Source organism: Nocardioides sp. YIM B13467, assembly GCF_042788075.1.
Classification (GTDB): Bacteria; Actinomycetota; Actinomycetes; order Propionibacteriales; family Nocardioidaceae; genus Nocardioides.
The window spans coordinates 3,746,403-3,764,917 of record NZ_JBHZPJ010000046.1 but is presented as its reverse complement, the minus strand read 5'-3'; the positions used below and the strand labels follow the sequence as shown (position 1 = coordinate 3,764,917).

Sequence of the window (18,515 nt, the reverse complement as noted above, 5' to 3'; positions counted from 1 at the left end):
GATGCCTCGGGGTCGGGCAAGGCTTGCAGGAGGTCCTTTGCGCGCGTAGCCTGTCAATATCTGACAGGTCACTCTCATATAATGATAGGAGCGCCGATGTCGATTCTCCCGACGGAGCCTTCCGCCGCCCACGGTCCGCTGGCTGGTCTACGCGTTCTCGAGGCTGCCAACGTCTTTGCCGGCCCGTTCGCTTCAACCTTGCTCGGAGACTTCGGTGCGGAGGTGCTCAAGGTCGAGATGCCGGGTGTGGGCGACCCGCTCAGGATGATGAATCCCTTCGACGGCGACGAGCCGCTGATGTGGGCCTCGATGGGCCGCAACAAGAGGTCCATGACCTTGGACCTTCGTACCGAGACGGGCCGAGACATCTTTCTCGAGCTGGTCGCCGAGCACGACGTCCTGATCGAGAACTTTCGTCCGGGAACGCTCGATCGGTGGGGGCTCGCCGTCGAGGATCTGCGTGCCGCGAACCCCGATCTGGTCATCACCCGCGTCAGCGGCTTCGGGCAGACAGGCCCGAATGCGCAGATGGCGGGCTACGGCACTCCAGCCACTGCGTTCACGGGCTATGTCTACGGCACGGGCTTCCCCGACAGGGAGCCGGTCCTGCCGCCGATCTCGCTGGTGGACTACGTCGCCGGACTGTTCGCCGCCTTCGGGACCTTGGTGGCGCTGCACCATCGCGATGTCGCCGGCGGGCCTGCTCAGGAGGTGGACGTTGCGCTCTACGAGTCGCTGCTGCGCTTCCTCGAGGGGATGATCGCGCAGTACGACCGTCTCGGAACATTGACCGAGAGGCAGGGAAATCAGTTCCCCGCCAGTGTCCCGTGCGGACTGTTCAAGGGCAGCGACGATGTCTGGATGGTGCTCTCGACCAGCAGCGACCGGACCTTCAATCGGCTGGCGGAGCTGATGGGCAGGGCCGAGATGCCGTTTGACCCCCGATTCCACACGAACCGGGCACGGGTGGAGAACCGCAGGGAGGTCAACGCCGTGGTCGAGCAGTGGTTCGGCGAACGAACCGGGGACGAGATCCAGAAGCTCTGCGATCAAGCAGGTGTTCCCGTCAGCCGTGTGAACAGCATGGCCGACGTCTTCGCTGACTCCCACGTGCAGGAGCGTGGATCTCTTGTCGAGATCGCGCACCCGGCACTCGGAACGGTCACCATGCCGGCTGTCGTACCGCACCTGACGGCCACGCCTGGATCGGTGAACAGTCCCGGCCCCTCCCTCGGCCAGCACACCGAGGACATCCTCGCCGCGCTGGGGCGAAACAGTGAGCAAATCGAAGAACTTCGCGCACGAGGAGTGATCTGACATGGTGGTCACCATCACCGACGTAGTCCTCCGTGACGGCCTGCAGGACGAAGACGTCATCGTGAGTACCGGCGACAAGGCTCGCATCGCCCGGGCCCTCCACGGTGCTGGCGTTTCTCAGCTCGAGATCACCTCGTTCGTCAACGGGGCGCGGGTTCCGCAGATGGCCGACGCGGCCGAGGTCGTCGCCCAGACCGCCGACATTCCAGTGCGTCGGATCGCGCTTGCGCTCAACGCTCAGGGTGTGCGCCGCGCGGCCGCAAGCGGTGTCGATGCGATCCAGATCGCGGCCTCGGCGAGCAACGCCCACAGCAGAGCCAACGCCGGTCGCAGCTCGGAGGCTGCGCTCGAGCAGCTTCACGAAGCTGTGGCCGAGTTTCCGGGCATTCCCATCATCGCCGGGGTGTCCACCGCCTTCGTCTGCCCCTTCGACGGCCCAGTGCCGCTGGATCAGCTGATGAGGGTGGCCAACCAGATGGCAGCGATGGGCGTGGAGCGGATCTCGATGGCCGACACCATCGGCATCGCGACAACCGACCAGGTGATCACCGCCGTCCATGCGGTGCGAACTGAGCACCCCGACACGGAGATCGGACTCCACCTGCACGACGCCCAAGGCCAGGCCCTGCGAACCGCGGAGGCCGCGCTCGCGGCAGGAGTCCGCCATTTCGACAGCGCGCTCGGCGGCTACGGCGGCTGCCCGTTTGCGCCGGGAGCACACGGCAACGTCGCCACCGAACGGCTCGTCAGTCTGTTCCATCAGCTCGGCGCGGAGACCGGCATCGACCCAGAGGGACTTGCCGCGGCCAACGTCATCTTGGAGGACGCTCTCGCGCGCGGCACCAAGGTTGCCCCCATCTGAGGGCTCGCGGCCCAGCACGAACGAGGAAGCCGGACCGAATCGTCCCAGTACGGTTGATGACCCGCCCGACCCGCACGACCCGCACGGAGCCCTTGTCCCTTGGTAATGGCGATGTTGCCGCCCGGTCTGGGCGATCGAGCGAGCCGGGACCACGGCGTCACGTTCGGGTGACCCAGGTGATGAGCATCCCAGTGGAGCATGCGTTGGCATCGGACGACGGTGCCGCCTTGGTGGCGGATCTTGCTCAGAAGGTCGGTGAGCCGATCCACCGGCGTCGTTGATGTGTGCCATGCCATGGTGAGCCTCCCTACGGCTCTCGGAGAGGGTGTGTCCAGCTTTGTGTCGATGGGATACACGCCGGCTACCGATCGTTTCGTGATCGGTAGCCCGTCTCGTCAGTGTTGCGTCATGCGGACGCCTCGCTGGCGCCTGCGTTGGCCTCGAACAGGAAGTCCCTCGATGCCTCGACGAGGGCGCGGACCTGGGCGAAGTCGTGATGGAGCAGCTCGCCGCGGAACTTGCGCGCCGAGCCGGCGACGAAGACGGTGTCCACGTTGCCTGCGTGCGTAAACGCCGTGACGGTCGCGACCGGGTTGGACAGCGGAGCGGTGTTGACGTCAGTCGCCCTGACGAGTACCACGTCGGCGGCCTTGCCCGGCGTGAGTGACCCCACGCGGTCTGCGAGGCCGGCGTTCGCCGCACCGCCCATGGTCGCGTAGGTGAGAACCTCTTCCGGGGTGAGGTGTTCGGGAGCAGCATCCGCGCCGTCGACCAGCGCAGTGCGGAAGGTCCGGCCACGGTGGCCGTTGAGGAGGATCTGCATCTCGGCGAACATGCTGAGGCCGTAGCTGACCTCGTTGTCACCACTCAGTCCCGGAATGATGCCCATCTCGCGGACCTTGTCGATCGGCGGCGTCGAGGTGCCCAGCCCGAAAGCGGCGTCGGAGCGCGGCGCGAGGTTGACGCTGGCGCCGGATTCTCGCAGCATCTCCCAGACCTTGTCCGAGAGATCGAAGCAGTGGTTGTAGGTGTGCTGGGCGGTGAGCAGTCCCCGTGCGCTCAGCTCGGCGAACACGTCGTCGACGTTCTCGATGTGGGCGCCCATCTCGTGAGAGACCCACAGGCCTTCGGACCGGGCGAACTCCCAGAGCTCGGCGGAGGGGTAGAGGTCGAACAGTCGAAGGGTGAGGAGCTGGTCGTTGGAGCTGAAGTACTCCGAGCGGAGCCGCAGGACATCCTTCGGCCAGTTCTCGGGCGGGCCTGCAACCGGTGCGCCGACGGCGTGGACCGCCCTGATCCCAGCGTCACGCAGGCCTTCCACCGCGGCGCTGGAGTGATCGGGGGTGAGCGAGTTGTGCGAGTTGTCGATGATCGTCGTGATGCCGGAGTCGAGTGCGACGAGCGACGTGATCAGGTTCCCCACGTAGCTGTCGTGGGGCCGGTACAGAGGCCCGTATCCGAATGCGGTGTAGCCCAGGTACGACCCGAAGTCGAGCGTGGGCGCCGAACCTCGCAGCTGCCCCTCCCACGCGTGCACGTGGGAGTCGACGAACCCGGGCAGGACGATCATCGCCGAGGCGTCGACGACGATCGCGTCGGCATCGTCGAGGCCGACCCCGAGCTCAGCGATCTTCCCGTCGCGGATGAGCACGTCCGCTGACTCGAGGTTCCCGTGGCTCGCGTCCTGGGTGAGGATCGTTCCGCCCTTGATGAGAACGGCGCGATCGCCGTTGTTCGCGATGAGTGCGTCGCGCGTTGCGAGGTCGTTCCCGGGCGCCGATGCGACCGAGGGCGAGGGGGAGCCGGCGGGCTGCTGTGCGAAGTTCGAGTAGTTGTTCACACATCGAGTTCACCTCAGGTGTGACGGATGTCTCTTGCTCGGAAGTCCCAAAGTGATTCGATCGGGTAGGACGCAGAGTGCAACGCGCTTGCGCCGTTGACAGCTGTTCCGCGCGCTGAGCAGCGCCTCGCGGTGTCGACAAGGTCGACGAGTTGGGCGTTGCGGCCGAGACGCTGCTCAATGTCGAGCGGTGTCCGGGCCGTAGACTCTGGCGAGGAGGAGGGCGGTCCAGAGCTCGGCCTCGCGGTGATCGATCGGCCGGCCCAACAACTCCTCGGCCCTCTTGAGGCGGTAGACCACGGTGTTGCGCGCGACGAACAGTCTCGCAGCGGTCGACTGTGGGCTGCGCTTGCATTCGAAGTAGGCGAGAACGGTCTCGCGAAGGTCTGCGACGTGTGCTTCGTCGGCAATCAGGCCGGCAAGCTCATCGTGCATGAAGGCCCGAGCGTTGATGGGATCGCGCGTGAGCAGGGCCACCAGGCTCACGTCGTCGAAGGCGACGGCTTCGCCCAGGTCGCCGTCTCGTATGCGCATGACGCGCGCCGCCTCTTGTGCCTGCCGATGGCTCGCCCGGAAACCGTCGGCCCCGTGGCCGACGCGGCCCACTGCCACCCCGAGCCCGGGGACGCCCAGCGATTCGACGATTTCGTTGAGGTCAATGAGTCTGGTCGCGCTCCCTGCCCATGCCCACACCTCGCTCTGTCCGACCGGAATCAGCACATTCTGCGAGGCGTCGATCCGGTCCATCACCTGGTGACCCAGGGTCTGCAACGCCGTGGTGTCGTGCGGATCCGGATCGCGTACCCACATCACCAGCGCCAGGTGATAGCGATGTTCGATCTCATAGCTCAAGAGCCGCGAGGACTTGCGTAGGTCGACCTCGTCTCCGTCGAGCACGGCGCGGACTGCCTCGTCGCGCGCCGCGTTGGCGCTGCTGACCCAACGCTCGTACTCCTCTGTGTAGGCGTCGCCGACCCCGTTCGCAAACGGGTTCACAAAGTCGAAGAGCACGCGGGAGATGAGTTCGAACTGGACCGCCTGCTCGTCGGGAGGCACCAGGTCACGGCAAGCCGCCATGTAGTAGTCGGCGAGCCAAGAGTGGCCGTCTCGTATGGCAGCCCACACGGCGGGAAGCGGGATTCGGCGGTGGACGTAGTCGCGCATCTGCTCGACGACTTCGGGAGTCGCTCCCTGTTCGGCGACCTGCCCTGCGTCGATGCAGACGAGCGTACGGATGGTGGACGACTCGGTCCCCAAGCGCATCGAGTGGATCGCGCTCTCGCCGGTTCCGAGGACCGACATCTCGTCGACGACTCGGATCGCCATCTCCCGGCCGACCTGGATCGCCCACTCGACCGGACCCGTCCCGACCTGGGCGGCAGCCTTCTCGATGGTTTCGCGACTGCAAACCGTGTCGTACGGACGGTTGGGATCGGGGCGCAGCTCGCGAACCCAGTGACCCTGCATCNCTCGCCTACCGCGACGGCGCCGAGGTCGTCGCCACCGTCTGGGCCTTCGGGCTGGGCGCGACCCAGCCCCACGACGACCTCGTCGCCGCGCTGAACGACGGCGGCCTCGGCGATCTCGCCCCCGTCGCCGCCCGCACCCTGCTCCACTTCGTCTACGGCCACGCCGTCGACGAGCAGACCCATCTCCAGGCCGCCGCCGCGGGCGCCATCGAGGACGACGTACGCGACACCGACGACTTCGTCACCGGCCTCGGCCTGATCGCAGCCGGCATCTCGATGGCCAAGGCCGTCCGCGAGGCCTCAGCCGATCGCTGAGGACCGGCGCCTGCGCAGCAGCAGGACCGCCCCGGCCCCGACGACGAGGCCGAGCGCTCCGCTGAGCACGGCCACCCACGGGGAGAGGTTCCGTTCGGCGTCTCGCGCCGACTCGGTCGCCGCCGGCGCGAAGGTCTCCGCCATCTCCGGCTCCCGGGCGAGCTCGAGGTCGCTGGTCAACGCAGCCGGGTCCTCGATCGAGAACGTCCACTTGGACAGCCGGTTCTCGCCCCGCTCGACCAGGTTGTCGAGTACGTCGTCGTGTACACCCTCCTCGACCAGCTCCACCGCGGCCTCGGGCTCATCCGAGGTGGCCCAGGCGGCGACCGGCGACCGGAACGTGCGGTCGAGGGTGAAGACCGTGACCTCACCGATGTCGTCGGCGACCGAGCTGAGCCGCATCGGATAGACGAGGGTCGGGGTGTCGAAGGTGAGCACGATCGGGTCCGCGTACCCGTCGAACGGCTGGTCGCCGCGCATCTTGACCGCCGTGAACCGCCAGCCGTCCTCGAGATAGTCGGCGATGACCGGTTCGAGCTCCGGCTTGGCCGCATACCCGTTCGTACGCAGCCAGGCAGCCACCCCGCTCGCGTCGCCGCCCTCGATGACCGTCGCGACGACGTCCTCGAGCACCGTCCGTGAGATGACGTCGGGAGCGGCTCCGGGCGGCGCCCCGGCTCCGTCTTCGTCGAAGAGCGACCAGTCCTTCTCCGGCGGCGGGGTGGTGAGCCGCGCCAGCTCGTCGAACCGCTCCGGGTCTCCCTGGGTGACGTCTGGGACGGTCGGCGTCGGCACCAGGACCGCGAGGTCGGGCGTCTCCGTGGTGATTCCGAGCAGCATCTCGAGCCGTTCCCGCTCGCCCTCGTCCGCCCAGCTCAGGAACGCGATCTCCTCCCCGGCCTCGACGGTGTGCCCCTCCGGGACGTACGCCGCTCCGCACGCGCATGCACGCGCGGCACCGGGGACCAGCAGCAGGCCGGCGATGAGCGCGACCAACGCGACGCGAATCGCTCCACGAGACATGGTGGACAACCTATCGGTGCTCACGCTGTCTCGACCTCCGCGCCGTGCAGCTCGGCGAGCATCACGGCGCCGGCGAGGTCGAGCTTGGTGCCGCGCAGCGATGCGGCGGTGAGGTCGACGCGGTCGAGCCCGGCCCCGCGGAGGTCGGCACCGTGCAGTGTCGTCTCCTGGAGCGTGGCTCCGTCGAGCCGGGTGTCTCGCAGGACCGCGTCGGTGAGGTCGGCCAGCGACAGGTCGGCGTCGCGCAGGTCCACTCCGGACAGGTCGAGCCGAGCGAGGTTCGCGCCCCGCAGTGAGACCCCGCGCCACACGCCGCCGGTGACCTTCAGCGGCCGCAGGGTGCAGTTCGAGAACTCGCTCCCGCTGAGCTTGCACCCCTCGAACGTCGAGTCGAAGAAGTTCGTCCGCCGGAAGTCACACCCGACGAATGCCGAGCCGACGTGGGTCGAGGCGTTGAACCGGCCGCCGTGGAACGTGCAGTTCTCGAAGAGCGCCGCCGACGTCGTCGCCTCGGTCAGGTCGACATCGGTGAAGACACAGTCGACGAACCGCGCGCCGGTGAGGTCGGCTGCGTACCAGTCCTCGTTGCGGAAGTGCTCTTCGGTCGCCTCGGCGGGTGGGTTCGGCATGGCGCACACCCTGCCACCCGCCACCGACACTCAGACGGTCCGGATCAGTCGTGCTGGGTGAACCACTCGTCGAGGAGGGGCCAGGTGTTGTCCCGGGCGGCGCGGCCGGTGAGCAGGCCGAGATGGCCGCCGGGGACGATCTCGAAGCGGAGCTCCTCGGCGCCGGTGAGCAGGTCGACCAGCGGCCGGACCGAGGCGACGGGACCGATGCCGTCGTTGGCGCCGGCGACGACGAGGGTGGGCTGCTTGACGTCGCGCAGGTAGACGGAGTGGTCGTCGCTGATGTCGATCTGCCCGCTGAACAGCGCGTTGGTGCGGAAGAAGTGGTGGTAGAGCTGCCCGAACGTACGCCCCGGGTAGGCGATGATGTTGTCGGTGAACCGGTCGACCGCCTCGAGCTGGGCGAGGAACTCGCGGTCGGCCAGGTTGGAGAGCTTCGCGACCGGCTTGGTGAACATCTTGTCGACCGAGGAGATCTGAAAAGCCCACCGGACCAGCGGCTTCGGGGCGCCTCCGAAGGCCTGGTAGGCGGTGGTGACCAGGTTGCCAGGCGGCAGGTTGAGCAGCGGCCGCAGCGGCGCGATCAACGGCACCTGACGTACGTCGCAGGGCGAGCCGAGCACCGCCAGCGAGGCGATCGGGAGGTCGGGGGCGTCGGCGGCGGCGAGCATCGTGAAGATGCCGCCCAGCGACCAGCCGACCACGTGCACCGGCCGCCCGCCCGCGTGCTCGGAGACCGACCGGATCGCCTCCGGCACGACGTGCGCGATCCAGTGCTCGATCCCGAGACTGCGGTCGGCGAAGTTCACCTCGCCGTACTCGACCAGATAGGTCGGCCGGTTCGTCCCCACCAGGTGCTCGACGACCGAGCAGCCACGCCGCAGGTCGTAGCAGATCGCCGGCGCCGCCAGCGGCGTCACCAGCAGCACCGGGTCGCCCTCCGGCGTCGTCCCTGCCACGGGTCGGTAGTGGTAGAGCTCGCGTCGGTTGCCGTCGTCGATCAACGTGCGCGGCATCGGCCGGAGGTCGGCGAGCCCGCCGTAGAGCAGCGAGTGCGCGACGTTCCCCGCGGCGGCGCCGACCGTGGTGGCGATCGAGGCGGCAGCTTGTCGGGGGTGGGGGAGGATGGCCATTGTGGGCTTAACGTAACCCGTCCTTCGAGGTCACGGCGGGAGCAGGCTCGCACCGTGTGTGACGTCCGTTACGCGTCGATGAGCCGCTCGCACTCGGCGATCAGGCGCTCACGGAGCGGGGCGGCCCGCTCGGCGAAGGCGCGCTGGGCGGCGGCGTACTCCTGCTTCCCGGCGGCGGTCTCGATGCGGATCGGGTCGAGGTCGAGCTCGGAGAGGTCGTACGGGGCGGCCTTCATGTCCATCGTGCGGATGTCCCAGGCGAGCTCGAAGCAGTCGGCGATGAGGTCGGAGGAGACCAGCGGCGAGAGCCGGAAGGCGTGCTTGTAGAGGTCCATGTTGCCGTGCAGGCACCCCGGCTGCTCGAAGGCCGCTCGGTCGTCGGATCGCGGCGAGAGGGTGTTGAGAGGTGCGGCCGGGGGAGTGAAGAAGCGGTACGCGTCGAAGTGGCTGCAGGCGATGCGGTGGGACTCGACCACGCGGTCGGTGCCGGTGGTCCCGAGCCGCAGCGGCCAGTCGGCGTGGCGTACCTGTTCGGGGGTCAACTGGTAGACCATCGCCCACTCGTGGAGGCCGAAGCAGCCGAAGTTGGCGTCTCGGGAGGCGGTGGCACGCAGGAGCTTCAGGAGGGTCTCGACGAGCAGGCGCTTGTCGGCGAGGAAGTCGGGAGAGACGGTGCCGTCGGCATAACCGCGCAGCGAGGAGTACTCCGCAGCGTCCGACAGGCTCACTCCGAACCCCGGGTGCCAGCGCAGCAGTTGGGCCGGCCGGTAGGAGTAGTAGGTGAAGAGGAAGTCGTTGACCGGGTGCTTGACCCGGGCGCCACGGCGGGCGAGATGCGGCTCGACATAGGGCGCCAGGCGCGCCCGGTGAGCGGCCGCGCGAGCGGTCCACTCCGAACGCGACAGCACCTCCACGACGTACAAGCCTACGAAGGCGGCGCATAGTGAAGTGAATCGTGGCGACGGGTCCGGATAGGCTCAGCACGTGCGCATCGCCAGATTCACGACCAAGGGTGGCGAGCCCCAGTTCGGCGTCGTCATGGGGGACCTCGACGGCTACGGCCAGCTCAGCGAGGACGCGACCGTCGTCGCGCTCCAGGGCGACCCGCTGTTCTCGGGTGTCAACATCACCGATCAGGTCCACAAGTTCGAAGACGTCAAGCTGCTCGCGCCGGTTATCCCGCGCAGCAAGGTGGTCGCGGTCGCCCGCAACTACGCCAAGCACGCGGCCGAGCTGGGCAACGAGGTCCCGGAGGAGCCGCTCTTCTTCATCAAGCCCAACACCGCGGTCTGCGGTCCGGGTGACGCGATCCAGCGACCGAGCAACGTCGAGGACCTCCACTTCGAGGGTGAGCTCGCGATCGTGATCGGCCGGATCTGCCGCGATGTCCCGGTGGAGAAGGTGAAGGACGTCATCTACGGGATGACGGTCGCCAACGACGTCACCGCGCGTGACATCCAGCGGCGGCTCAAGCACTTCTCCCAGGCGAAGGGCTACGACACCTTCTGTCCGCTCGGCCCCTGGATCGAGACCGACGTCGAGCCGGAGCAGCTCGCTGCCGGCGTACGCATCCAGACCTTCCTCAACGGTGACGTCGTCCAGGACGGGTCCACGAAGGACCTCGTCCACGACATCCCGAAGCTGATCGCCCACATCAGCAGCGTCATGACGCTGCTGCCGGGCGATGTGATCCTCACCGGCACCCCCGAGGGTGTCGGCCCCATGGAGCCCGGCGACGAGATCGAGATCTTCGTCGAGGGGCTCGGAGCTCTGACCAACAAGGTGGCACAGCGTTGAACAAGACACTCGAGCCGAAGGACTACCGCGTCCGGATGGCACCTTCGCCGACCGGCTCGCCCCACGTCGGCCTGGTCCGTACCGCCCTGTTCAACTGGGCCTTCGCCCGCCACCACGGCGGCACCTTCGTCTTCCGCATCGAGGACACCGACAAGGCGCGCAACACCCAGGAGTCCTACGACGGGCTCATCGACCTGATGCGCTGGCTCGGCCTCGACTGGGACGAGGGCGTCGAGGTCGGCGGCCCCTACGGCCCCTACCGCCAGTCGGAGCGCTCGGAGATCTACGCCGACGCGCTCGGCCGGCTGCGCGCCTCCTCCCACGTCTACGAGTGCTACTGCACCGGCGAGGAGACCACCGCCCGCTACGAGCAGCGCCTGGCCGCCTATAAGGCCGCGAAGGCCGAGGGGATCAAGGGCGAGGCCCCGGCCCAGGGGTACGACAACCACTGCCGTGACCTGAGCGAGGACCAGATCAAGGCGTACGAGGCCGAGGGCCGTTCCTCGGTCCCGCGGTTCCGCATGCCCGACGGATCGATCACCTTCAACGACCTCGTCCGCGGTGAGGTGACCTTCGAGACCAAGCACGTCCCCGACTACGCGCTCGCGCGTGCCAACGGCGACCCGCTCTACACGCTCACCGCGCCGGTCGACGACGCCACCATGAACATCACCCACGTCTTCCGCGGCGAGGACCTGCTGTCCTCGACCCCCCGGCAGATCGCGCTCTTCGACGCGTTCGTCGAGGTCGGCCTGGCCGAGCGTGCACCGGAGTTCGGCCACCTGCCGTACGTCATGGGCCAGGGCAACAAGAAGCTCTCCAAGCGCGACCCGGAGGCGCACGCGCTGAAGTACCGCGAGGAGGGGTTCCTGCCCGAGGGGCTTCTCAACTACGTGGCGCTGCTCGGCTGGGCGATCGCGGCCGACCGCGACATCTTCACCATGGAGGAGATGGTCGAGGCCTTCGAGATCCACGACGTGGTCAAGAACCCGGCCCGCTTCGACATCAAGAAGGCGGAGGCGATCAACGCCTCCCACATGCGGCTGCTGCCCGTCGAGGAGATCACCCACCGGGTGATTCCCTACCTCAAGGCCGACGGGATCATCAGCGACCCGGTCAACGATGCCGACGCGCAGATGCTCGAGGCCGCGATGCCGCTGGTCGCCGAGCGGATCAACAAGCTGGGCGAGGCCTCCGACATGCTGCGCTTCCTCTTCGTCCCTGAGGCCGACTTCGCGCTCGACAAGGAGGACGCCGCCAAGCTGCTCGACGAGGAGGGCCTGGGTGTCGTCCGGGCTTCGTACGACGCGCTCGTGGGGCTCCACGCGTGGTCGACGGCCGAGATCCAGGACGCGTTGACTGCGGCCCTGATCGACGGTCTCGGGCTCAAGCCGCGCAAGGCCTACGGCCCGGTGCGGGTCGCGGTGACGGGCAAGCGGATCAGCCCGCCACTGTTCGAATCCATGGAGCTGCTCGGTCGGGAGCGTACGCTGGGGCGCCTGAAGGCGGTTCTCGGGAGGAGCTGAGCGTGGCGGGACGGGCAGGATGAGCACGGTCGTGGAGCCGCCCTCGGGATTGGCGTACTACCAGGTACAGCGAAGCGGGCGCAGTGGCTGGGGGCGACCCTTGATCGGACTCATCCTGATCGGACTGTGTGTCTTCTTCGTCTCGCCGGCGGTGGTGCTGGCCGCGTTCGAGGTCTTCTTCGTCCTCGCCGGCGACGACGTCTCCAACGGGATGGTCCGTGTGGCCGACGTGGAGAACGTCACGCCGGAGTCATTGGCGTTCCTGCTGCTGTCTCTGGCCGGAGCGATCCCGGCGGCCATGCTGCTGTGCTGGGCGCTGCACGGGCTGCGACCGGGGTGGCTGGCCTCGGTGGAACGACGGATCCGCTGGCGATGGCTGCTGCAGTGCCTCGGGATCGCGGCGATCACGATGGTGGTCACCGTCGTCATCGCCTCCCGGCTGCCGATCCCGGGAGAGGATCTCGGCGCCAGCACCCTCAACCCCTGGACGAGCACGATGCGCGACTTTGTGCTCGTGATCGTGCTCCTCACCCCGCTGCAGGCGGCGGGGGAGGAATACCTCTTCCGCGGCTACATCTTCCAGACCTTCGGATCGCTCTTCGGCGGGATGCTGGGCGCCCGGACGGTCTCGGTGACGATCACCGCGCTGCTGTTCGCGTTCGCCCACGGGTCCCAGGATCTGCCGCTCTTCCTGGACCGGTTCGCCTTCGGCATCGTCGCCGGCATCTGCGTCATCGCCACCGGGGGCATCGAGGCAGGCATCGCGATGCATGTCCTCAACAACTTCGTCAGCCTCGGAATGGCCGTGGCCTTCGGCGACATCTCGACGGTGCTCAACACCAGCGAGGGTTCGTGGTGGCGGATCCCGGTCACCCTGGTCCAGTCGGGTGTCTTCCTGGCGCTCACCGTGTGGGCTGCGCGGTCAGCCGGCCTCTCGACCACGACGAAGAGCCCGTGATCGGGCCCAGCGGGCGTGCCGATTTCGTAGCCTGGGGCCCTCGCCGGTAATGTTTCCTCTCGGTTCGAGGGAGAAATCCCGAGGGCCGGATCGCTCTTGTTGGCGGCCTCTCAGGCTAAGTCAACCAAGACGATGGGCTATGGTGTAATTGGCAACACGACTGGTTCTGGTCCAGTTATTCTAGGTTCGAGTCCTAGTAGCCCAGCGGATCCTCTCCGGAGGATTTGGGAGTGACCGAAGCGGTTCGCTAAGGTTTCACCCGCTGCAAGCCCCCGTCGTCTAGCGGCCTAGGACGTCGCCCTCTCACGGCGGTAACGCCGGTTCAAATCCGGTCGGGGGTACAACGCAGGAAGAGCCCCGAGTCACTGACTCGGGGCTCTTCGCCATTTCTGCTGTGGGTGTGGTTGTGACTGTTGCTGGAGGGGCTCCCGATGTGGGGGATCGCCAGGTCATCCGGTAATGTTTCTCCTGCCCGCGAGGCCGAAAGGTCATCGCAGGAGGTGCAAGCCCCCGTCGTCTAGCGGCCTAGGACGTCGCCCTCTCACGGCGGTAACGCCGGTTCAAATCCGGTCGGGGGTACAACGCACGGGAAGCCCCGAGTCACAGACTCGGGGCTTCTTGGTTCTCCGGGTCCAAGTCGAGCTGCATCCAGGTGACGTCGTGCCAGGCGTCGAACTTCCAGCCGATCCCTCTGTACGTCCCCACCTCGGTGAAGCCGAACGAGCGGTGGATCCCGAGGCTGGCCTCGTTCGGGATGGCGATCCCGGCGAGCGCGCGACGGAAGCCTCGCTCCTTCAGGTATGGGAAGAGGGCTGCGTACAGGGCCTTGCCGGCGCCGTTGCCACGCCGGTCCCGGTCGAGGTAGATGGACACGTCGCAGGCCCAGCGGTAGGCGGCGCGGGTGCGGTGCTGGGTGGCGTACGCATAGCCGAGCACCTCCGGCCCGGCCTCGCCCTCGGTCTCCAGCACCAGCCAGGCATGCTCGGCAAGGGACGACTCGATGCGACGCGCCATCTCCTCGGCCGTCGGCGGCTCGGTCTCGAAGGAGATGACGGTGTCACGGACGTACGGCTCGTAGATCGCCGCGCAGGCGGCGGCATCCGCCGGCGTCGCGTGGCGGATGGTCCAGGCAGGAGGCATGTCTCCTATAGTAGTCACGTGGCTGACGATAGTGACAAGTTCGGTGAGGCCCTGGCGTCCAACATCAGGTCGGCGCGGGAGTCGCTCGGGATGACCGTCGCGGGGCTCGCGGAGGCGTCAGGGGTCTCCCGGGCGATGATCTCGAAGATCGAGCGGGGCGAGGCACAGCCGACGGCGGTCCTGCTCACCCGGCTCTCCGGGGCGCTGGAGCTGACCCTGTCGGAGCTGATCGCGCGGGCCGAGGGGGATGCCGTGCGCGTGGCCCGGCGCTCGGAGCAGACCGAGTGGACGGACCCCGAGACCGGCTACGTACGCCGCGCCGTCTCGCCGCCCGCGCGCGGGATCCTGGAGCTGGTCGAGGTGGAGTTCCCGGCCGGTGCGTCGGTGGCCTCGCCCGCCTCGGCGTACCACTTCAAGGAGCAGCAGATCTGGGTACTCTCGGGGCACCTGCGGTTCGTCGAGGGTGACCTCGTCCACGAGCTCGACGCGGGTGACTGCCTGCAACTGGGGCCGCCCGCCGACTGCGTCTTCGTCAACCCGACCGACGAGCCCTGCCGCTACCTGGTCGTGATCGGCAAGCGGCGCGGGTGAGTCAGACCGGGTTGCCGCTGCTCCAGACCTTGTGGGTGAGGGGAACCCCGGGCCGGTAGGCCAGATGCTTGGCGGAGGGGGCGTCGAGCGCCTGCAGATCGGCGCGGCCGCCTTCGCTGATCCGTCCCGCCGAGTCGTCGAGGCCGAGCGCGGTGGCGCCGCCGACCGTCGCCGCCCAGAGGGCCTCCTCGAAGGTCAGGCGCTGCTGGAGGACGGCGGTGGCGACGCAGAACCCCATCGAGGTCGTGAAGGACGAGCCGGGGTTGCAGTTGGACGCGATCGCGATCGTGACGCCGGCGTCGACCAGCTCGCGCGCCGGGGGGAAGGGCTCGCGGGTGGAGAGGTCGCAGGCGGGAAGGAGCGTGGCCACGGTGTCCGACCCGGCGAGCGCATCGACGTCCGTCGGGCTCAGGTGGTTGCAGTGGTCGACGCTCCTCGCGCCCATCTCGACGGCCAGCCGGACGCCGCCGGACTCGCCGAGCTGGTTGCCGTGGAGCTTGATGCCGAGGCCGGCGGCGCGGCCCGCCTCGAGGATCTCGCGGGACTCCTCGACGTCGAAGGCGCCCTGCTCGCAGAAGACGTCGATGTAGGTCGCATAGGGCGCGACGGCGGCGAGCATCGGGCCGGTCACGAGGTCGATGTAGGCGCGACGGTCCACGCCCGCGGGGACGACGTGAGCGCCGAGGTAGGTGACCACCTCGGCGTGCTCGGCGCTGATCCGCGCCAGCCGTTGCTCGGTCTCGAGGTCGAGGCCGTAGCCGGTCTTGGCCTCGATCGTCGTGGTGCCGCCGCGGTACGCCTCCTCCCGCAGCCAGCGCGCCCGGGCGCGGAGGTCGTCGTCGGTGGCGGCTCGGGTGGCTTCGACGGTACGCATGATCCCGCCGGCCTCGTAGGGTCGGCCGGCCATCCGGTCGATGAACTCCTCGGCGCGGTCGCCCATCGAGACCAGGTGGGTGTGGGAGTCGACCCAGCCCGGGAGCACCGCGCGACCGTCGAGGTCATCCGCCGTGTCGGCGGCCGGGGCGCGGTCGGCGGGGCCGATCCACGCGATGCGGCCCTCCTCGATCACCACGGCGGCGTCGTGGAGGGTGCCGTGCTCCTCGGTGTGGGTGGTCAGCTCGCCGATGTTGGTCAGCAACAGGCTCATCGGGCCACCTCCGTCGCGCAAGCGCCAGAATACGGACGCGGCCCGATGAAAGGCCGACTGGTCGCTCGCTGACGCTCGCTCATCCGAGCTCCTTCAAGGCTTCTGTGAACATGACAGCCGGGTCGCGACCGTCCGCCAGGCGGCCGTCCTCGGCCACCAGGCGCCCGCCGACCACGACGCGACGTACGTCGGTGGCGGTCGCCACCAGGGCGAGCTGGTCGAGGGCGGCTCCGGCGGTGCGTACCGAATCGGGGTCGACCTCCACCAGGTCGGCGCAGGCTCCGATCCGGAGGCCGCCCGGGAGGCCGGAGGCGGCGTAGCCGGAGCCGGCGCGGGCGGTCTCGAGGTCGGCGGGGGAGAAGCGTCCGCGCTGCCGGCTGCGGAGCCGCTCGCCGGCCTCCAGGCCGCGCACCTCCAGCCAGGGGTCGATGACGGCGTTCTGGTCGGAGCCGAGCGCGATGCGTACTCCTGCGTCGGCCAGGTCGCGGGCGGGTCCGATGCCGTCGCCGAGGTCGGCCTCGGTGGTCGGGCACATCACCACCCCGGCGCCGCTCTCGGCGATGAGGGCGATGTCGGCGTCGGTCAGGTGTGTGGCGTGGACCAGCCACGTGCGCGGGGAGAGGGCGCCGGCGTCGGCGAGGACCTGCGTGGGCGTCCGCCCGTACGTCGCGAGCGACTGCTCGTTCTCCGCGGGCTGTTCGGAGAGATGGATGTGCAGGGGCACATCGGGTGGGAGGTGAGCGGCGACATGAGCGATGTCATCGGGCGAGGCGGCTCGCACCGAATGAATCGCTGCGCCGATCGTGATCGGGCAAATTCCCGCCATGGCGGGGTTCTGCTCGGTCTCCGGCGCGCTGGCGCACGCATTTTCCCGCCATGGCGGGAAAATGCCGCACCCCGCTCGGAGGTCGTGCCAGCGACCCAGCCACCCTTCTGCCGAGCCGTCGCCGAAGCGGCGCTGCTCGGGGAGGAGCGGATTGCCCGGGGCGCTGGTCAGGTAGAGCGTGTCGAGGAGGGTCAGCCGGATGCCGACGGTGCTCGCGGCCCTGGTGAGTGCGGTCCCGAACGCGTTGGGGTCCTCGTAGGGCGTCCCGTCGGGGCGGTGGTGGACGTAGTGGAACTCCGCGACGGTGGTCCAGCCGGTCACCAGCATCTCGGCGAAGACGGCCTCGGCCAGGCGCTCGTAGGATTCGGGAGCGAGGCGGTCGGCGACGGCGTACATCTGCTCGCGCCAGCGCCAGAAGTCACCACCCTGGTCGTGCGTCCGGCCGCGCAGTGCGCGGTGGAACGCGTGGGAGTGGGCGTTGCCGGAGCCGGCGAGCACGGTGCCGAGGCGGAGGTCGGCGGCCTCGGTGCTCCCGCCCGGGGTGATCGCGGTGATCCGGCCGTCGGACACCTCGATCACGACATCGATGAGCTCGCGGCCCTCGACCAGCGCCCGCTCGGCATGTATCCGGGTCATCCGCGGGGCTCGCTCGCCAGCAGCCGGACGACCTCGGTCAGCGCCCTCGCGCCGGCGCGGCAGTCCTCGTCGGTGGCGGTCTCGTAGGGGGAGTGGGAGACGCCGGTGGGGTTGCGGGTGAAGAGCATCGCGGTGGGGATCTCGGCGGCGAGGATGCCGGCGTCGTGGCCGGCGCCGGTGGCGAGCACCGGAACCCCGCCGAGCGCGCCGACCAGGCGTTGCTGCAGGTCAGCATCGAAGTGGACGGTGGAGACGTAGGACTCCTCGGTCACCTCCAGGGTGCAGCCGTGCTCCTCCGCGGAGGCGTGGGAGGCCGTCAGGATCTCCTCGAGAAGGGCTCGGGTCTGCGGGTCGGTGTCGCCGCGTACGTCGAGCCAGGCATCCACCCGGGAGGCGATGACGTTGGTGCCGCCCGGGATCGGGGTGAGGCGGCCGATCGTGGCCCGGGCGGCGTCGGCACCGTCATGGGCCGACGCGATGCGCTGGGCGGCCAGGACCGCGGCAGCCATCGCGGCGACCGGGTCGCGCCGGTCGCGCATCCGGGTCGCGCCGGCGTGGTTGCCCTCACCGGAGAAGACCAGCTTCCAGCGGCCATGAGCCAGGATCGAGGAGGCCACCGCGACCGGAGCGTCCAGATCGGCGAGCCCGATCCCCTGCTCCACGTGGAGCTCGACGAACGCCGCCAGGCTCGCCAGCCGCTCTTCGTCGCGGCCGAGCCCGGCCGGGTCGATCCCGTCGGCCCGGCAGGCCCCGGCGTACGTCACCCCGGCTTCGTCGGTGAGCGCGGCCACCGTCGCGCCGGGAAGCGCACCGGTCATCAGCTTCGAGCCCAGGCACGCGATGCCGAACCGTGAGCCCTCCTCCTCGCCGAACGCCGCGATCGTCACCGGCCGAGCAGGCACGTAGCCCTCCTCCATCAGCGCCGAGACCGCGGCCAGGGAGGAGGCGACCCCGAGCGGGCCGTCGTAGGCGCCCCCGCCCGGCACCGAGTCGAGGTGGGAGCCGATCGCGATCGCCCCGTCCCCGCGGCCCCAATGGGCCCAGATGTTGCCGTTGCGGTCGGTCTCGACCTCGAGCCCGAGGTCTGCGGACGTACGCCGGAACCACTCGCGCAGCTCCAGCTCTGCCGGCTCGTAGACATGCCGGGAGTAGCCGCCGCGAACGGGGTCGCGGCCGATCTCGGCGATCTCACGGAGCAGCTNGCCGCCCCGATAGCCAGCCAAATCTTTTCTCGATCTGGTCCGGAGTCCAGGACCGCGAAGCGGCCGGCGAAGCCGGCGCCCGAAGGGCGTCCTTGACGCCGGAC

General features: G+C 68.9%; 16 protein-coding genes, 3 tRNA genes and 1 pseudogene. 10 read left to right on the top strand and 10 right to left on the bottom strand.

Features of this window, described 5'->3' with window-relative positions; all coding sequences use genetic code 11:
- The first annotated feature begins 96 nt into the window (after positions 1-96).
- Both ACFX43_RS25175 and ACFX43_RS25170 read left to right on the top strand, forming a co-directional pair.
- Complete coding sequence (locus ACFX43_RS25175; RefSeq protein ID WP_378837297.1) at positions 97-1,317, top strand: CaiB/BaiF CoA transferase family protein; 1,221 nt, start codon at positions 97-99, stop codon at positions 1,315-1,317.
- 1 nt (position 1,318) lies between these two features.
- Complete coding sequence (locus ACFX43_RS25170; RefSeq protein ID WP_378837292.1) at positions 1,319-2,179, top strand: hydroxymethylglutaryl-CoA lyase; 861 nt, start codon at positions 1,319-1,321, stop codon at positions 2,177-2,179.
- A gap of 406 nt (positions 2,180-2,585) precedes the next feature.
- On the opposite strand, the gene ACFX43_RS25165 is transcribed toward ACFX43_RS25170, so the two are convergent.
- Positions 2,586-4,019: an amidohydrolase family protein gene (locus tag ACFX43_RS25165; protein WP_378837289.1), complete on the bottom strand. Its 1,434-nt coding sequence runs from the start codon at positions 4,017-4,019 to the stop codon at positions 2,586-2,588.
- Positions 4,020-4,196: 177 nt separating this feature from the next.
- Complete coding sequence (locus ACFX43_RS25160) at positions 4,197-5,486, bottom strand: PucR family transcriptional regulator (RefSeq protein ID WP_378837281.1); 1,290 nt, start codon at positions 5,484-5,486, stop codon at positions 4,197-4,199.
- 14 nt (positions 5,487-5,500) lie between these two features.
- On the opposite strand from ACFX43_RS25160, the pseudogene ACFX43_RS25155 reads away from it, so the two are divergent.
- Positions 5,501-5,803 (top strand): annotated as a pseudogene (locus ACFX43_RS25155) (TetR family transcriptional regulator); the annotation flags it as partial.
- Here the strand turns inward: ACFX43_RS25155 and ACFX43_RS25150 are convergent.
- The 4 genes from ACFX43_RS25150 to ACFX43_RS25135 form a co-directional block, all read right to left on the bottom strand.
- The gene (locus ACFX43_RS25150) at positions 5,789-6,826 is read right to left on the bottom strand and encodes a DUF2330 domain-containing protein (RefSeq protein ID WP_378837278.1); all 1,038 of its coding nucleotides are present in this window, start codon (positions 6,824-6,826) and stop codon (positions 5,789-5,791) included. The pseudogene ACFX43_RS25155 and the gene ACFX43_RS25150 sit on opposite strands and share 15 nt — an antisense overlap.
- A gap of 20 nt (positions 6,827-6,846) precedes the next feature.
- The gene (locus ACFX43_RS25145) at positions 6,847-7,455 is read right to left on the bottom strand and encodes a pentapeptide repeat-containing protein (RefSeq protein WP_378837275.1); all 609 of its coding nucleotides are present in this window, start codon (positions 7,453-7,455) and stop codon (positions 6,847-6,849) included.
- A gap of 44 nt (positions 7,456-7,499) precedes the next feature.
- A complete protein-coding gene (locus ACFX43_RS25140) occupies positions 7,500-8,588 on the bottom strand; it encodes an alpha/beta fold hydrolase (protein ID WP_378837271.1) in 1,089 nt (362 codons plus the stop codon).
- Between the two features lie 68 nt (positions 8,589-8,656).
- Positions 8,657-9,502: a 3-methyladenine DNA glycosylase gene (locus ACFX43_RS25135; protein WP_378837262.1), complete on the bottom strand. Its 846-nt coding sequence runs from the start codon at positions 9,500-9,502 to the stop codon at positions 8,657-8,659.
- Between the two features lie 70 nt (positions 9,503-9,572).
- Here ACFX43_RS25135 and ACFX43_RS25130 point away from each other — a divergent pair, with 70 nt between their 5' ends.
- The 6 genes from ACFX43_RS25130 to ACFX43_RS25105 all read left to right on the top strand — a co-directional run bounded on the left by ACFX43_RS25130 (position 9,573) and on the right by ACFX43_RS25105 (position 13,448).
- Entirely contained in the window at positions 9,573-10,385 is an 813-nt protein-coding gene (locus tag ACFX43_RS25130) for a fumarylacetoacetate hydrolase family protein (protein ID WP_378837259.1), read from the top strand.
- Positions 10,386-10,420: 35 nt separating this feature from the next.
- Positions 10,421-11,911, top strand: coding sequence for a glutamate--tRNA ligase (gene gltX, locus ACFX43_RS25125; protein WP_378841126.1), 1,491 nt, complete (start codon positions 10,421-10,423; stop codon positions 11,909-11,911).
- A 100-nt stretch (positions 11,912-12,011) separates the two neighbouring features.
- Positions 12,012-12,869 (top strand): CPBP family intramembrane glutamic endopeptidase, encoded by an 858-nt coding sequence (locus ACFX43_RS25120; RefSeq protein WP_378837252.1) that lies wholly within the window; start codon positions 12,012-12,014, stop codon positions 12,867-12,869.
- A 133-nt stretch (positions 12,870-13,002) separates the two neighbouring features.
- A tRNA-Gln gene (locus ACFX43_RS25115) sits at positions 13,003-13,074 on the top strand.
- Positions 13,075-13,137: 63 nt separating this feature from the next.
- Positions 13,138-13,210 (top strand) — tRNA-Glu (locus ACFX43_RS25110).
- Positions 13,211-13,375: 165 nt separating this feature from the next.
- Positions 13,376-13,448: transfer RNA gene (locus tag ACFX43_RS25105), tRNA-Glu, on the top strand.
- A gap of 21 nt (positions 13,449-13,469) precedes the next feature.
- Here the strand turns inward: ACFX43_RS25105 and ACFX43_RS25100 are convergent.
- Positions 13,470-14,009 (bottom strand): arsinothricin resistance N-acetyltransferase ArsN1 family B, encoded by a 540-nt coding sequence (locus tag ACFX43_RS25100; RefSeq protein ID WP_378837248.1) that lies wholly within the window; start codon positions 14,007-14,009, stop codon positions 13,470-13,472.
- An 18-nt stretch (positions 14,010-14,027) separates the two neighbouring features.
- Here ACFX43_RS25100 and ACFX43_RS25095 point away from each other — a divergent pair, with 18 nt between their 5' ends.
- Positions 14,028-14,600 (top strand): helix-turn-helix domain-containing protein, encoded by a 573-nt coding sequence (locus ACFX43_RS25095; RefSeq protein ID WP_141803670.1) that lies wholly within the window; start codon positions 14,028-14,030, stop codon positions 14,598-14,600.
- 1 nt (position 14,601) lies between these two features.
- Here ACFX43_RS25095 and hutI read toward each other — a convergent pair whose 3' ends face one another.
- The 3 genes from hutI to ACFX43_RS25080 all read right to left on the bottom strand — a co-directional run bounded on the left by hutI (position 14,602) and on the right by ACFX43_RS25080 (position 18,432).
- Positions 14,602-15,747 (bottom strand): imidazolonepropionase, encoded by a 1,146-nt coding sequence (hutI, locus tag ACFX43_RS25090; RefSeq protein ID WP_378837243.1) that lies wholly within the window; start codon positions 15,745-15,747, stop codon positions 14,602-14,604.
- A 79-nt stretch (positions 15,748-15,826) separates the two neighbouring features.
- Positions 15,827-17,209, bottom strand: a complete 1,383-nt coding sequence (locus ACFX43_RS25085; RefSeq protein WP_378837238.1) for a formimidoylglutamate deiminase — start codon at positions 17,207-17,209, stop codon at positions 15,827-15,829.
- Complete coding sequence (locus ACFX43_RS25080) at positions 17,206-18,432, bottom strand: allantoate amidohydrolase (protein WP_378837234.1); 1,227 nt, start codon at positions 18,430-18,432, stop codon at positions 17,206-17,208. The genes ACFX43_RS25085 and ACFX43_RS25080 overlap by 4 nt, the downstream gene beginning before the upstream one ends.
- Positions 18,433-18,515 lie beyond the last annotated feature (83 nt).

What these genes read in the sequence shown, in the direction of transcription:
- ACFX43_RS25170 (WP_378837292.1), top strand. Translation starts at nt 1,319, where the DNA reads ATGGTGGTCACCATCACCGACGTAGTCCTCCGTGACGGCCTGCAGGAC.
- hutI (WP_378837243.1), bottom strand. Translation starts at nt 15,747, where the DNA reads ATGAGCCTGTTGCTGACCAACATCGGCGAGCTGACCACCCACACCGAG.
- ACFX43_RS25160 (WP_378837281.1), bottom strand. Translation starts at nt 5,486, where the DNA reads ATGCAGGGTCACTGGGTTCGCGAGCTGCGCCCCGATCCCAACCGTCCG.
- ACFX43_RS25100 (WP_378837248.1), bottom strand. Translation starts at nt 14,009, where the DNA reads ATGCCTCCTGCCTGGACCATCCGCCACGCGACGCCGGCGGATGCCGCC.
- ACFX43_RS25145 (WP_378837275.1), bottom strand. Translation starts at nt 7,455, where the DNA reads ATGCCGAACCCACCCGCCGAGGCGACCGAAGAGCACTTCCGCAACGAG.
- ACFX43_RS25140 (WP_378837271.1), bottom strand. Translation starts at nt 8,588, where the DNA reads ATGGCCATCCTCCCCCACCCCCGACAAGCTGCCGCCTCGATCGCCACC.
- ACFX43_RS25150 (WP_378837278.1), bottom strand. Translation starts at nt 6,826, where the DNA reads ATGTCTCGTGGAGCGATTCGCGTCGCGTTGGTCGCGCTCATCGCCGGC.
- ACFX43_RS25175 (WP_378837297.1), top strand. Translation starts at nt 97, where the DNA reads ATGTCGATTCTCCCGACGGAGCCTTCCGCCGCCCACGGTCCGCTGGCT.
- gltX (WP_378841126.1), top strand. Translation starts at nt 10,421, where the DNA reads ATGGCACCTTCGCCGACCGGCTCGCCCCACGTCGGCCTGGTCCGTACC.
- ACFX43_RS25085 (WP_378837238.1), bottom strand. Translation starts at nt 17,209, where the DNA reads ATGACCCGGATACATGCCGAGCGGGCGCTGGTCGAGGGCCGCGAGCTC.